Genomic DNA, 12,104 nt, shown 5'->3' with positions numbered 1-12,104 from the left:
CAGCATGCGTTGTGTCATCGCCCGGTACCCGTTCGACCTGACCAAGGGCGGCGTCCTGGAGTCCATGAAGGGCGTCAAGCCCGAGCCGGTCACCGGCGCATCCGTGATCATCGGCCGCCGCGCCTACCCCGCCATGCAGGTCGGCCAGGTCATCACCCGCCAGGACCGCCGCGACTTCAGCGCCGGCGAGGTCCTGAGGGCCATGGCCCGGCTCGGCTTCACCTGCCGCGGGCCCCACGAGGCCGGAGCCCCCGCTCCCGGCCTCACCCCGGTCCAGCAGGCATCCACGCTGCTCGGCTCGCCGGCCGTCGCCTGACCGGGCGGCGCGCCACGGCCCGGACCGGTCACGAAGGACTCCCTTCCCCCGCCGTGCGTGAAAATCTATGTCGGCCAGAGTAGACATCCCTGTGTCCCGCGAGTACGGTTTTTCTCGTAACCGAGCGAGACAAGAAGGCTCGGCAGAGATGAACTGCCGGGCAGCAGTACCCGCAGGTGCAGTTGGCAGGACGGTGCGGTAGCGGAGTTCCGAAGCCGGGATCGTTGGAGGATGGCGACGGGACTGGCGACCGGACCGGGTGGCCCGCAGTGATCAGGGGCCGCCGCGAACGGGACCGCTTCATGGAGATCGCGGGCCCGCGAGTGCAGTACGCAGGAGAGCGGGACCAGCAGGACGCCCGCTGGAAAGAGTCGAACGCCGAGGGAAGAACGGAGGGACCGAACGCCATCAGGATCGCCCGGGCGTAAGCCTTGAGCCCGGGTACCGCAGGACATCGATAGTGAGGTGGTCTCCGGTCAAGCAACCGCGATCCCCGGATGCCCGACAGTTTCTCGATCGGGCGCACGGAAACACAAGGCCGGTGCAGTACCGGTACCGGCAGATGGTGTAGTAGTTCCTCGGGGCCCTGGTGTCAGTACGGCACCAGGGCCCCTCCACGCGTTCATCGGAGAGGTGCAAGTGACAGCAGACAACTCCTACGACCGTCTCGACGACGACGACTACCCGGCCTACACGATGGGTCGGGCCGCCGAGATGATCGGCACCACCCAGGGATTCCTGCGCGCACTCGGCGAAGCGCGCCTCATCACTCCGCTCCGCTCCGCAGGCGGCCACCGCCGCTACTCCCGCTACCAGCTGCGCATCGCGGCCCGCGCCCGGGAGCTGGTCGACCAGGGCACCCCCATCGAGGCTGCCTGCCGCATCATCATCCTCGAAGACCAGCTCGAGGAAGCCCAGCGCATCAACGCCGAGTACCGCCGCGCCGCCGAATCCTCCTCCACGCCGCCCTCGGACTGAGTCGAGCGGGCCGGCCGGTACCGCCGAGCGGCCCCGGACAGTCCGCCTCCCCCCTCGGCGTCCGTTCTCTTCGGGCTCGCGCACCGCTGGGGCGGCCGCGGGCGGTCAGAACTCCAGGACCTCGCGGTCGAGCGGGTAGCGCGCACGGTGGGGTCCGTCGTACGGGGAAGGCGTGATCGGGAGGACGCCGGTGGGCTGCAGGCCCAGGTTGTCGTCCCAGATCCGGGGGTCGACGTGTCCGACGACGCGGAACCTCCGGAAGGTGAACGGGGGGCTGTCGGTCGGGAAGAACTCGGGCGTGGTCATCACCTGGAAGTGCAGGTGCGGCGTGGTCGAGTTGCCGCTGTTGCCGATCAGCCCGAGGACCCGGCCGGGTGCGACGTGGTCGCCCTCCCGGACCCTGAGCGAACCGGGCTTCAGGTGCGCGTAGAGGAGGTAGCGGCCCGGGCCGACCTCCACGGTGACGTGGTTGCCGACGGTCTCCTCGATCGGGGGGACCGGCGGCGTGACGGGCGGCGTGTTGTCCGGGATCCCGTCCTGGACCTCCACCACCCTGCCGCCGGCCGCCGCCACGACGGGCTGCCGGTAGCTCAGGTAGCTGGTGAGCCGCGCGGGGTCGCCTTCCCAGGTCCGCCCCCGCTCACCGACCCGGTACCAGTCGATCGCGAAGCGCTGCGGGACGTAGAGGCGTCCGTCGATCGGGCCGAGGCCGCGGCGGTGGTGGGTGTTGCCGCAGCACGACTCGCTGGAGTACCAGGTGCCGGGGCGGACCGGCGCGTTCAGGTCCATCGGCGCGGTGCGGTCGGTCGGAGTGACCTGAACCGTCTCCTCGAACGGGGAGGGGCCGGAGGCCGTGAGGACGGCGCCGGTGAGGTGGTGCTCGAGGAGCTCGGGCACCCGCCGGCCGCGGTCGAGGGCCAGGTCGATCCAGACGACCCACTGCTGGGAGCCCGGGATCACGGTCGGCGTCGGCCCCGGCGGCGCCGGCGTGTACCCGTCCGCACCCGGCAGTGGGTCGCCCACCGGGTTGGCGGCATCGGCCAGCGCCTGCCCGCTCAGCGAGCCCACCACCCGGTGGGTGCGGGCGTCCCGGACCTCGACACGGTCCAGCCGCACCCGTGCGCTGCTGGGCAGCGCGTTCGTGGTGAGCAGTTCGTACGAGAGGTGCGTCGTGCCGTCCGTGGCGTCGAACGGCGCCGGTTCGGTCATCACGGCCGCCGTCAGCGGCGTGAACCGGGGTCCGGGCACCGGCGCGGCCTCGCCGAGGCCGTATCCGGGTGGCGTCGAAGCCGTCAGCAGGCCGACCGCGAGCACGGCGGCGGCGAGCCCGCGACGTAGCGGGCGGCGGCCGGTGCGGTTGCGAGGGTGGCGCTCTGCCATGGTGCTCTTCCAGTCGTCGGGTCCGGGACCGCGAAGGGCACCGGCACGCCCCGCGCCGAGGCGCAGGCCCATGTAATCCGGCGACCCGGCACACCCGGCGCACAGCGCCGGGGCAGGTGCCGAACTACACCCGTCCAGCCGCACCGGCCCCCGGGCCTCGCCTCGCGGAACCCTCGGCCCCGGGTCGGCGACGGCCTACCGCACGCGGGCGCCGGACCTTCATACTGGCGCCCTGGTTTCCGGGTGGGGGAGGCTTGGATGGCGTCGGAGCGCGGTACCGCACGGGTCCCGGACGCGTTACGCGTCGTGGCGCGGGAGCACGGACTGGGGGCCCGCAAGGGGCTGGTGCAGAACGAACCGAAGCGCTTCCCGTGGGGTGGCGTGCTGCCCGTGGGCGTGCTCGGCGCGTTCCTGGGGTGGCTGGCCCTGTCGTACGCGATCGAGGACCAGCGGGAGCAGGGCGCCTGGTACTACTCGCTTCCCCTGCTCGTCCTCGCGGCGATCCCGCTGGGGTTCGTCGGGTACGTCCTCTTCGCCTGGCTGTTCCGTCCCCGGCCGCCCCAAATCTGGGTGGCCTGGTACGAGCACGGCGCCCTCTGGCACGTCGACCGCGGGGGGACGTCGGCGTACACCTGGGACGAGATCGCCTCCGTCACCCGGCAGGACGTCAAGGTGACCAACGGGGTCACCAGCGCCACCACGCACCGGCTGACGGTGACGTCCGAGGACGGTGCCGAGATCGTGGTGGGGGACGAGTTCAGCGGGATCGTCCCGTTCGCCGAGGGGCTCGTCGACGCGTTCAGCCGCGCGCGGGTGCCGCGGGACGCCGCCCGGCTGGAAGCCGGGGAACGGATCGGCTTCGGCGCGGTCGACATCGACGTCTCCGGCGTCGGGCAGGGCAGCCGCCGGATCGGCTGGCGGGAGGTGGAGCGGATCGAGGTGAAGCAGGGCCGCGTGGAGATCCGCCGTCGCGGCGAGCGCAAGCCGTGGATGACGCTCGCGGCTCCCGGCTTCCCCGACCTGCCCGTCTTCCTGACCCTCGCCGACGCGCTACGGCGGCAGCACGAGTCCTGAGGAGCCGTCACGCCCCATCGTGCGCGGGCTTCACGCGCCGACGAGCCGCCGGACCGGTCCGGGCCGGCCCTGCCCCGCGCCGGCCGAGGGTCAGCTCTGCGCGGAGCCGTCGTCCGTCTGCGCGGCCTCCTCGGCCGCGCGGGCCTTCTCGCGCATCTTGCGGACCAGTTCCGCCTTCTGCTCGGCGGCGCCCCGGCGGTCGAGGTTGCGGTGCGGGCCGTTGTTCTGCCGTTCGGCGCGGGACTGCCGCTTGCGCTGGCCGCCGCCCTGGCCCACGGGGTTGTTGATGTTCTTGCTGTCGGTCACGGGTTCTCCCGGTGGTGAGGTGACGTGAGTGCCCTTCGGAGCGGTCGGCAAGGGTCACCGCGGGTGTGGGAAGTGCGTACCGCCGGACCGCCAGCTTACGGCCCGGGCTCGCGCCTGGACGCAGCCCCAGGTCAGCGGCCTGGGGCTACGTCCAGCCCCGGACCTCAGGAGGTGGCGGCCCACCAGGTCGCGGGGGCCGCGACGGCGTAGCCCAGGGACTCGTACAGCGGCCTGCCCAGCTTCGACGCGGTGAGCGTGACCGGCAGGTCCGCCAGGTGGGCGAGGGCGCCGAGCATGACGGCCCGGCCCACGCCGCGGGAGCGGAAGTCCGGCGAGGTGCCGACCCAGTAGTGGCTGCCGACGCCGTCGTCCACGACGCTGACGCAGGCCCCCGCGGCCACGCCCTCGTGCAGGGCGACGAAGACGTCCACGCCCGGCTCCCCGATCAGGGCCGCCGGGAAGAGCTCGCCGGGGCGGTAGGGCTCGAAGCCGGTCAGCTCGAAGCCCGCGATCACGATCCGCTCGGCCGCCCGGAGGTCCTCGGGCCGCCGCACCCGGATCACCTCCAGCGCCGGTTCGGCGACGGGCCCCGGGGTGCGCAGCATCACCGGCATCTGCCAGCTCCGCATGCCCAGGTGGCTCAGGTCGGTCGCGCCGAACGGGTCCTCGGCGTTCACCGGGCCCGCGGCCCGGCGGACCAGCTCGCCCAGCTCGGCCAGCTCGCCCGGGTCCAGGTCGGGCTCCTGGACCAGGACCCGCGTCCCGGCCCGCTCATCGCCCTCGACCGCGACGAACCCGCGGCGCCGGACGACCTCGTGCCCCCGGCTGCGGCCGGTCGCGGTCCAGAGGGCGGCGGAGTTGCGGGCCTGTCGGGTCGGGGCCTCGGCCAGGGACACGGATACGGGGGCGGGGGCGGGGGCGGGGGCCGGTGCAGGGCCGTCAGGAGAAGTCGATCTTGTTGTCATCTCGCCTACGGTAGTGCGCAGTTGACCTCCCCCACAGGCCGATTCCCCGCGAAGCGCCTGGGCCACCCGGCGTTATTGGCCCGGTCTTGGACGTCCGCTGTACGCGGGCTGGACGGGTGCTTGCCCACGGGACGTGAGGCTGGGGACGTTCCGTCGGTCCCTTCCCCCTGGAGTTGCCTTGAGCCGTCGTACGTTCAGCAGGAGTGCCGTCCTCGTCATCGGGGCCGCCGGCCTCGTCGTCGGCACCATCGGTACCGTCGTGGCCACCGCCGAGCCCGCGGAGGCCGGGTCCAGGCCCTCCGAGAAGCAGATCGCGGGCCTCTTCGACACGTGGAACAAGGCCCTGCAGACCGGTGACCCGCAGAAGGTGGCCGATCTCTACGCCGCGGACGGGGTGCTGCTGCCCACCGTGTCCAACCAGGTCCGCACCGACCGCGCCGAGATCGTCGACTACTTCGAGCACTTCCTGCAGAAGAAGCCGGTCGGCAAGAAGGTCGAGACCATAGTCGAGGTGCTCGACAGGAACTCCGCCATCGACACCGGCGTCTACGAGTTCACGCTCACCGACCCGAAGACCGGTCAGAAGAGCACCGTCGCGGCCCGCTACACCTACGCGTACGAGAAGCGCGGCGGCGCGTGGAAGATCGTCAACCATCACTCCTCGAAGATGCCCGAAGGGTGATGACCACCCACAGGCCGCCGCCCGGGGCGTCCCGCAGGGTCACCGTGCCGCCGTCGTCCGTCACCAGCTGCTTGACGACGGCCAGGCCCAGGCCCGAGCCCGAGCGGCCCGTCAGGCCCTGACCGCGCCAGAAGCGGTCGAAGGCGCGGGACTTCTCCTGGTCCGGCATGCCGGGGCCCTGGTCGAGCACGGAGAGCCGCATCGCGGCGTCCCCGGGGTCGATCCGGACGGTGATGGTGCCGCCGTCCGGTGAGACCTCCAGCGCGTTCGAGAGCACGTTGTCCAACACCTGCTCCAGGTGGCCGGGGCCGGCCAGCACCTGCGGCCGGCCGCCCGCCGTCTCGATGAACTCGATGGTGACCGCCCGCTCCTCGGCGGCCGCCCGCCACACCGAGAGGCGCTCCTCCACGACGTCCAGGAGCGGCACCGGCTCCGCCGCCGTCACCTTCGCCTCCGCCCGCGCCAGCACCAGCAGGCCGTTGACCAGGCGGCTCATCCGCACCACCTCCGCGGTCGCCAGCTCCACGTCCTCCCGTACGAACTCGTCGTCGACGCCGTCCGCGATGTTGTCCAGCGAGAGCCGCAACGCCGTCAGCGGGGTGCGCAGTTGGTGCGAGGCGTCGGCGACGAAGTTGCGCTGCGAGGCGATCAGGGTGTCCAGGCGCTCGCCGGCCTGGTTGAGGGTGCGGGCGAGGGTCTGCGTCTCCACGGGGCCCTCCACCGGGGAGCGCGCGGTCAGGTCGCCGTCGCTGAACTTGCTCGCCATGTCGTTGAGCTGGCGCAGCGGCCGGGTCAGCCGGCGGGCCACCATCGCGCCGATCAGGGCGGCCACCCCCAGCACCACCACGGCCAGGCCGGCCCGGAAGCCCCAGATCGTCCACAGCCGGTGGTTGAGGCTCTCGGTCGGGTAGACGATGCGGACGGCACCGACGATCCGGTCCCCGTCCTTCGCGGGGACGGTGACCACCAGGTCGCTGCCCCAGATGAAGTCCGAGCCCCAGTCCGCCGTCGCCCGCCCGTCGTCCAGGGCCCGGTCCAGCGCCGTGCCGGGGGCCGGCTCGGGGAGGTCCGTCGCGCAGGCCGCCGTGGGCGTCACCCGCACCCGGGCGCCGGTCTGCCGCTCGTACGCCCGCGCCATCTCCTCCAGCGCCCGGCAGGAGCTCGCGTTGCCGTTGCCGGCCAGCAGGGCCATGGTCGTCGCCTCGCGCTTGGCGAACGCCTCGGTGTCGTTGCGCAGCTGCGCGGTGAGCGTGAAGGCCACCGGCACGGTGAACAGCAGGATCGCCACGGCGACGAGCAGGATGTAACTGACGATGAGCCGACGGATCATGAGGCGGCGTCGCCCCGGCCCTCGTGCCCGCGCTCGCTCCCGCCCTCACGCCCGCCGTCGGCCCCGCCCTCGTGCACGACGAGCCGGAAGCCGACCCCCCGCACCGCCTCGATGGAGATCGCCCCGGCGAGCTTGCGCCGCAGCGCGGCCACGTGGACGTCCAGGGTCTTGGTCGGGCCGAACCAGTTCGCGTCCCAGACCGCTTCCATGATCTGCTCCCGCGACATCAGCGCGCCGGGTTCCTCGGTGAGGAAGGCCAGCAGGTCGTACTCCTTGGGCGTGAGCGCGACCTCCTCGCCGTCCAGCCGCACCCGGGCCGCCCTGCGGTCCAGGGTGAGCCGGGCGCCGTACCGGTCCTGGACGGCCGCCGCCTGGCCGCCCGCCGGGATCGACGGCCGGGGCTGCGCGCGCCGCATGACCGCCCGTATCCGGGCGATGACCTCGCGCACCCCGAAGGGCTTGGACACGTAGTCGTCGGCGCCCAGCTCCAGGCCGACCACCCGGTCCGTCTCGTCGCTGCGCGCGCTGATCACGATGATCGGTACGTCGCTGCGCTCGCGCAGCGCCCTGCACACGTCGAGGCCGTCGGTGTCGGGCAGCCCGAGGTCGAGGAGGACGACGTCGTACGGGCCCTCGTGGTCCAGCGCGGCGCCACCCGTGGTGACCCACTCGACGGCGAAGCCGTACCGGTTCAGGCCGCGGAGCAAGGACTCGGCGACCGGCTCATCGTCTTCCACCAGAAGTACGCGCACACCGCGCACCATATGTCAGCGCGTCGGCGCGACCCGGGCCGTGGCGGAGACCGTCCCGCCCACGGTCCCCGTCGCCGTCCCGGTCGCCGTATCGGCCGCCTTCGCCGTCCCGGTCGCCAGCCGGGCCGTCGCCGCCGCCAGGAAGCACAGGCCGCCGCCCGCCGCGACGGTGAAGGCCAGGACCGAGGCCGCCGAGGCCAGGAAGCCCGCCAGGACGGCCGCCGGCGCGAGGCGGGCGGCGAGGGCCCAGCCGCGGTGGCCGCGGGCGGCCAGCGGCCGGGCCAGGACCGGGAACGCGGCGCACAGCGCGAGGTAGCCGACCATGCCCGCGGCCATGTGGGCGGCGCCGTGGCCGCTCATCGTCGTCGCGTCGGGGGCCCCGGCGGGAAAGCCCGCCCCGGCGTCGGCCGGGAAGAGCGCGGCGGCCCAGAAGGAGAGGGCGAAGACGCCGACCAGGACCGGGCCCCACGTGCCGCCCGCGGTGCGGCGCAGGCCGGCCGCGCCCACGAGCAACAGGGCGCCGGTCACGAGGAAGTTCACCGTCTGGACCCAGCCCGCGTCGCCGAGGGCGAGCTGGCTGAAGGCGTTGCGCGTGAAGTCGAAGCCGTCCCGGGAGAGCCCCTGCGCGACACCGGCCGCGAGGAAGAGCGGCCCCGCGACGACCAGGCCGAGCACGGGCCCGCGCCGGGCCGGCCGCGCGGCGCGGGGGGTGTCGGTGTCGGGGCGGGCGGTGAGGGTGGCGGGCATGGCGGGCCTCCGTGTTCGGGTCCGGCGGGGCGGTCGGGGCGTACGTACGTATGACCGGCGCCGGACCGCGAACTCATCGGCCGGGAGCGGAAGATCCGGACGGGGCCGAGGGGCGGAGGGGGCGGAGGGGGCGGAGGGGGCGGAGGGGGCGGAGGGGGCGGAGGGGGCGACGGCTCAGACGAACGCGAAGGCGACCGCGGTGCTCGCGCCGAGGGCGGCTCCGGCGATGGTCTGGGCGACCGTGTGGTAGGTCAGGGCGACGCGGGACCAGCACACGGCGATCGTGAGGACGTAGGCGAGCAGCCACCACGGGGAGTGCACCGCGGCCAGCAGGGCGACCACCGCGGAGGCCACGGCGGAGTCGACCGAGATCTTCCAGACGGTGTTCACCGCGAGCAGCCCGATCGTCATCACCCAGAGCGCGAGCATGGCGACCAGGATGGGCGTCGGAGCCCCGCCGAGGAGCATGACCAGCGAACCGGTGCCGAGGGAGCCGAGGATGACGAGGAAGATCGGTGCCCGCTGGGTGCGGTCGACCACGTGCCGGTCGCCCCAGGTGCCCCGCTTGCGCTCCCACTCGATGTAGCCGGCCGGGATCAGTCCGGCGCACAGGGCGCCCAGCAGGCCCCACAGCAGACCGGTCCAGTGGCCGGCCGCGGCCAGCCCGAGGCCGAGCATGCCCGCGAGGAGGGCGTTGCGGGGCTGGAGGACGTCGGTGACCACGCGGGCGACGGTCGTGACGGTGGCGGTGGCGGTGTTCGTCGGGTTCACGCGGCCGGCTCCAGGGCCGCGCCGAGGACCAGGCGGGTGCGCTGTTCCGGTATGCCCTTGTACGCGGCGGCGACCCGGACCAGCCAGGCGACCTCGCCGTCCTGGTCGGTCGCGGGCTTCGTCTCGAAGGCGGCGGCCTTCCCGGCGGCCGCGCCGTCGGCCTTCGCGGCCAGGGCCGCCTTGATCCAGTAGGCGTCGGCGAGCGCGTCGGCCTTGCCGGGGTCCGCGGCCTCGCCGGCGGCGGCCTCCTTGGCGGCGGTCAGCAGGCTGTCCGGCACGTAGTGGCGCAGCTTCTCGACGGCGTCCGCGATGTCGGCGGCCCAGCGGTCGACGCGCAGGTCGGCGGGGGTGTCGAAGCGGGTCAGCTCGCGGGCCAGCGAGGCGGGCGGGGCGAAGGGCTGGTCGGGGAAGGCCGTCATGAGCTCGCGCCACAGGGGGTGCAGGTTGACCTGGGCCCGCCACAGCCTGGCCCGCCGCCAGCCCTTGCTGAAGGCCGGGAGGGAGGCGCCGAGCGCGAAGAAGGCGAAGAGGACGACCTGGGCGGCCTCGGTGGCCTCGTCGAAGGCGAGCGCGAAGCCCTCGCTGGGCTGGTCGATCACGCTGATCCAGAGGAACAGCGTGCGGCTGAGGGTGTAGAAGACCCCGATGAACATCGCGAAGGTCATCATCCCGAGGCCGACCCGGAGGTGGAGCAGCTTGGCGTCGGCGGTGGCCAGGGCCCACTGGTAGGCACAGACGGCGGAGGCGGCGCCCAAGTACAGGTAGAAGACGCTCATGTAGAGCGTGGCGCCCCACTGGCCGGCGTGCTCGGCCACGAAGCGGTCCGCGGGGACGGAGCGGTCCACCACCGTGAAGAAGAGCACGGTGAGGAGGACGAGGGTGACCACCGAGGCCTTGGCCGCCACCTGCTGGACGAGGCGGGCGAAGCGGACGTGGCGGGGGACGGGGCCGCCCTCGGGGAAGTGGCCGTATATGGCGACGATGTAGCTGAGGATCGCCAGGATGGCGATGGTCGAGGTGTAGTGCTTGATCAGCACCGCGAGGTCCACGACCGGGCTGTTGTTGAGGCCGGTGCGGACCACCTGGGTCTTGGTCCACAGGGCGGCGGCGAAGCCCGCGTAGCAGCCCCACAGGGCGCGACGGCGCTTGTCCTCCTCGTCGCCCCAGAGTGCGGCCGGCATCCGCCACAGGGCGACGGCGGTCATCAGACCGGCGATGAGGTAGCCGGCGAGGTCGAGCGCGGTCACGTGGGTTCCTCGGGTGTTCTACGGGGTCGGGGGGCGGAGGTGCGGCGGTGCGGGCGGTGCGGGCGGTGCGGGCGGTGCGGATCGAGGTGGAGTGGGGCCGGCCTGATCGGAAAGACGCGGGCTAGGGGCGGCGGAAGAAGCCCCGGCGGCGGTTGGCCACCGGCCGGGAGAGCGAGTTGGCGAGCCGGCCCACCATGTCGTCGCTGGTGACGTCCCGGGCCATGCGCGGGATCAGGGAGGCGCCGAACTCGGCGACCCGCTCGTCGTGCGTGTCGTACTGGGCGCGGGCCTGGACCGTGTCGGAGGAGAGCACCCGCTTGATCAGCGAGGTGTCGAACACCGGCAGCAGCTGCCGCAGCCGCTCCGCGTCGAGGCTGGTGCCGTGGTCGAACCACTCGTGGCACAGCTCGTGCAGGATCACGTGCTGGGTCTGGTAGGCGGTGGGGCGGCGCCGGTAGAGCACGTAGCTGGTGGTGCCGGACTTCAGGCGCAGGCCGCAGGCGGCGTTGACGCGCGCCAGCCGTTCGGGCAGCTCCTGGAGGACGATGGTCCGGCCGCGGGCCGCCTCCATGTTCGCCACCAGGCCCTCGATGGTGAAGGGGGCGGGTATGGGAAGGTCAGCCAACCCGGCTTCGCACTCTTTGCGCAGTTCACGCAGGGACATTGAGGCCTCTTGGTCGTCGTCACGCGTGTGTGACATGCGGTCGGCGATTTTAGCCAACGCGGGTCGCCGACACGGAGGCGCGTGCGTCAACTCCCGGGATGCGCGTCCCCGGTGCCGCCCGGGCGCTGCTCGGCCTGGGCGTCGGCGAGCAGGGAGAGCGCGAACTCCAGCAGCTCCGGCGGCAGTCCGTCGTCCGCGACGCCCCGGCCCGCGACGCCGCTGATCTCGCCGGTGCGCCGCTTGGCGAGGAAGCGGAGTCCGGCGACCACGTCGCCGACGACCTCCGACTCCTCCTTGAAGAAGCGCCAGTCCACGCCGAAGCCCAGTCCGAGCGCCTTGAGGATCTCCTCGGAGGGCTGGGTGACCTTGCCGGCCAGGATGTTGGAGAAGTAGCTGTGGGAGAGGGAGCCGCCGCGCTCCTTGACCAGCTCGGCGAAGGTCCGTCCGGACACCTTCTGGCCGGGGAAGGTCTTCTCCAGCATGTACTCGACCTTCTGCCGCAACGACTGCAGCTCAGGCACGTGTTCGTCGCCGATGTCCATCCCGGTTACCTACGTTCACATCCCGCACCGGCGCAAGTGCCGGGCTTGCGTAAACACTCTACGTCACTGTTAACTGCAAAAAACACGGCCAGGGCACCACAGGGGAGTGCCCTGGCCGTGCTCGTCTTCCGCGCCCCGCTCCGGTCCGGAGCCGGCCCGCACAGGGGTGTAGCCCTTCGCGACGGGGGATGCGCGAAGGGCTACCCGTGCAGTATGCCAGCCCCCGGCCGCCGCTCCACAGCGCACCCGCCGGGCGCCGGGCGTCGCTCCCCGCACCCCGCCGGAGCACCCGCTCCGCTGTTCCCGATCGTCGCTTCTTGATCATTTCGGCTCTTACCCGCCGAACGCGG

General features: G+C 73.0%; 14 protein-coding genes. 4 read left to right on the top strand and 10 right to left on the bottom strand.

Features of this window, described 5'->3' with window-relative positions:
* Positions 1–4: 4 nt before the first annotated feature.
* Both ABD981_RS21305 and ABD981_RS21300 read left to right on the top strand, forming a co-directional pair.
* The gene (locus tag ABD981_RS21305) at positions 5–316 is read left to right on the top strand and encodes an SCO5918 family protein (protein WP_046910302.1); all 312 of its coding nucleotides are present in this window, start codon (positions 5–7) and stop codon (positions 314–316) included.
* 639 nt (positions 317–955) lie between these two features.
* Positions 956–1,294 carry a MerR family transcriptional regulator gene (locus ABD981_RS21300; protein ID WP_046910300.1) on the top strand — a complete coding sequence of 113 codons (339 nt, stop codon included), beginning with the start codon at positions 956–958 and terminating at the stop codon, positions 1,292–1,294.
* 105 nt (positions 1,295–1,399) lie between these two features.
* On the opposite strand, the gene ABD981_RS21295 is transcribed toward ABD981_RS21300, so the two are convergent.
* On the bottom strand, positions 1,400–2,674 hold the full coding sequence (locus ABD981_RS21295; RefSeq protein WP_046910299.1) for a M23 family metallopeptidase: 1,275 nt from the start codon (positions 2,672–2,674) through the stop codon (positions 1,400–1,402).
* Between the two features lie 258 nt (positions 2,675–2,932).
* On the opposite strand from ABD981_RS21295, the gene ABD981_RS21290 reads away from it, so the two are divergent.
* The gene (locus tag ABD981_RS21290; RefSeq protein WP_046910298.1) at positions 2,933–3,748 is read left to right on the top strand and encodes a DUF6585 family protein; all 816 of its coding nucleotides are present in this window, start codon (positions 2,933–2,935) and stop codon (positions 3,746–3,748) included.
* 90 nt (positions 3,749–3,838) lie between these two features.
* Here ABD981_RS21290 and ABD981_RS21285 read toward each other — a convergent pair whose 3' ends face one another.
* Together ABD981_RS21285 and ABD981_RS21280 are read right to left on the bottom strand one after the other, a co-directional pair.
* Positions 3,839–4,054 carry a DUF6243 family protein gene (locus ABD981_RS21285; RefSeq protein ID WP_046910297.1) on the bottom strand — a complete coding sequence of 72 codons (216 nt, stop codon included), beginning with the start codon at positions 4,052–4,054 and terminating at the stop codon, positions 3,839–3,841.
* 164 nt (positions 4,055–4,218) lie between these two features.
* On the bottom strand, positions 4,219–5,019 hold the full coding sequence (locus ABD981_RS21280) for a GNAT family N-acetyltransferase (RefSeq protein ID WP_123954921.1): 801 nt from the start codon (positions 5,017–5,019) through the stop codon (positions 4,219–4,221).
* Between the two features lie 178 nt (positions 5,020–5,197).
* Between ABD981_RS21280 and ABD981_RS21275 the strand changes: the two genes are divergently transcribed.
* Positions 5,198–5,701: an SgcJ/EcaC family oxidoreductase gene (locus ABD981_RS21275; protein WP_046910295.1), complete on the top strand. Its 504-nt coding sequence runs from the start codon at positions 5,198–5,200 to the stop codon at positions 5,699–5,701.
* Here ABD981_RS21275 and ABD981_RS21270 read toward each other — a convergent pair.
* From ABD981_RS21270 to ABD981_RS21240, 7 genes are all read right to left on the bottom strand, one after another.
* Positions 5,667–7,031: a sensor histidine kinase gene (locus tag ABD981_RS21270; protein WP_046910294.1), complete on the bottom strand. Its 1,365-nt coding sequence runs from the start codon at positions 7,029–7,031 to the stop codon at positions 5,667–5,669. The genes ABD981_RS21275 and ABD981_RS21270 overlap by 35 nt on opposite strands.
* Positions 7,028–7,783: a response regulator transcription factor gene (locus ABD981_RS21265; RefSeq protein ID WP_205628259.1), complete on the bottom strand. Its 756-nt coding sequence runs from the start codon at positions 7,781–7,783 to the stop codon at positions 7,028–7,030. Before ABD981_RS21265 ends, ABD981_RS21270 begins: the two co-directional genes overlap by 4 nt.
* 15 nt (positions 7,784–7,798) lie before the next feature.
* Positions 7,799–8,530 carry a DUF998 domain-containing protein gene (locus tag ABD981_RS21260; protein WP_123954920.1) on the bottom strand — a complete coding sequence of 244 codons (732 nt, stop codon included), beginning with the start codon at positions 8,528–8,530 and terminating at the stop codon, positions 7,799–7,801.
* Between the two features lie 174 nt (positions 8,531–8,704).
* Positions 8,705–9,208: a phosphatase PAP2 family protein gene (locus ABD981_RS21255; protein WP_382748460.1), complete on the bottom strand. Its 504-nt coding sequence runs from the start codon at positions 9,206–9,208 to the stop codon at positions 8,705–8,707.
* Positions 9,209–9,297: 89 nt separating this feature from the next.
* Entirely contained in the window at positions 9,298–10,548 is a 1,251-nt protein-coding gene (locus tag ABD981_RS21250) for an MAB_1171c family putative transporter (protein WP_046912161.1), read from the bottom strand.
* 121 nt (positions 10,549–10,669) lie between these two features.
* Positions 10,670–11,212, bottom strand: a complete 543-nt coding sequence (locus ABD981_RS21245; RefSeq protein WP_046912162.1) for a hypothetical protein — start codon at positions 11,210–11,212, stop codon at positions 10,670–10,672.
* Positions 11,213–11,298: 86 nt separating this feature from the next.
* A complete protein-coding gene (locus tag ABD981_RS21240; protein ID WP_046912163.1) occupies positions 11,299–11,754 on the bottom strand; it encodes a hypothetical protein in 456 nt (151 codons plus the stop codon).
* Positions 11,755–12,104: the final 350 nt, after the last annotated feature.

This window comes from Streptomyces showdoensis (assembly GCF_039535475.1).
In the GTDB taxonomy this organism is placed as follows: domain Bacteria; phylum Actinomycetota; class Actinomycetes; order Streptomycetales; family Streptomycetaceae; genus Streptomyces; species Streptomyces showdoensis.
Note: the sequence above shows the minus strand (reverse complement) of the source record. Positions and strands in the feature narration are given on the sequence as shown.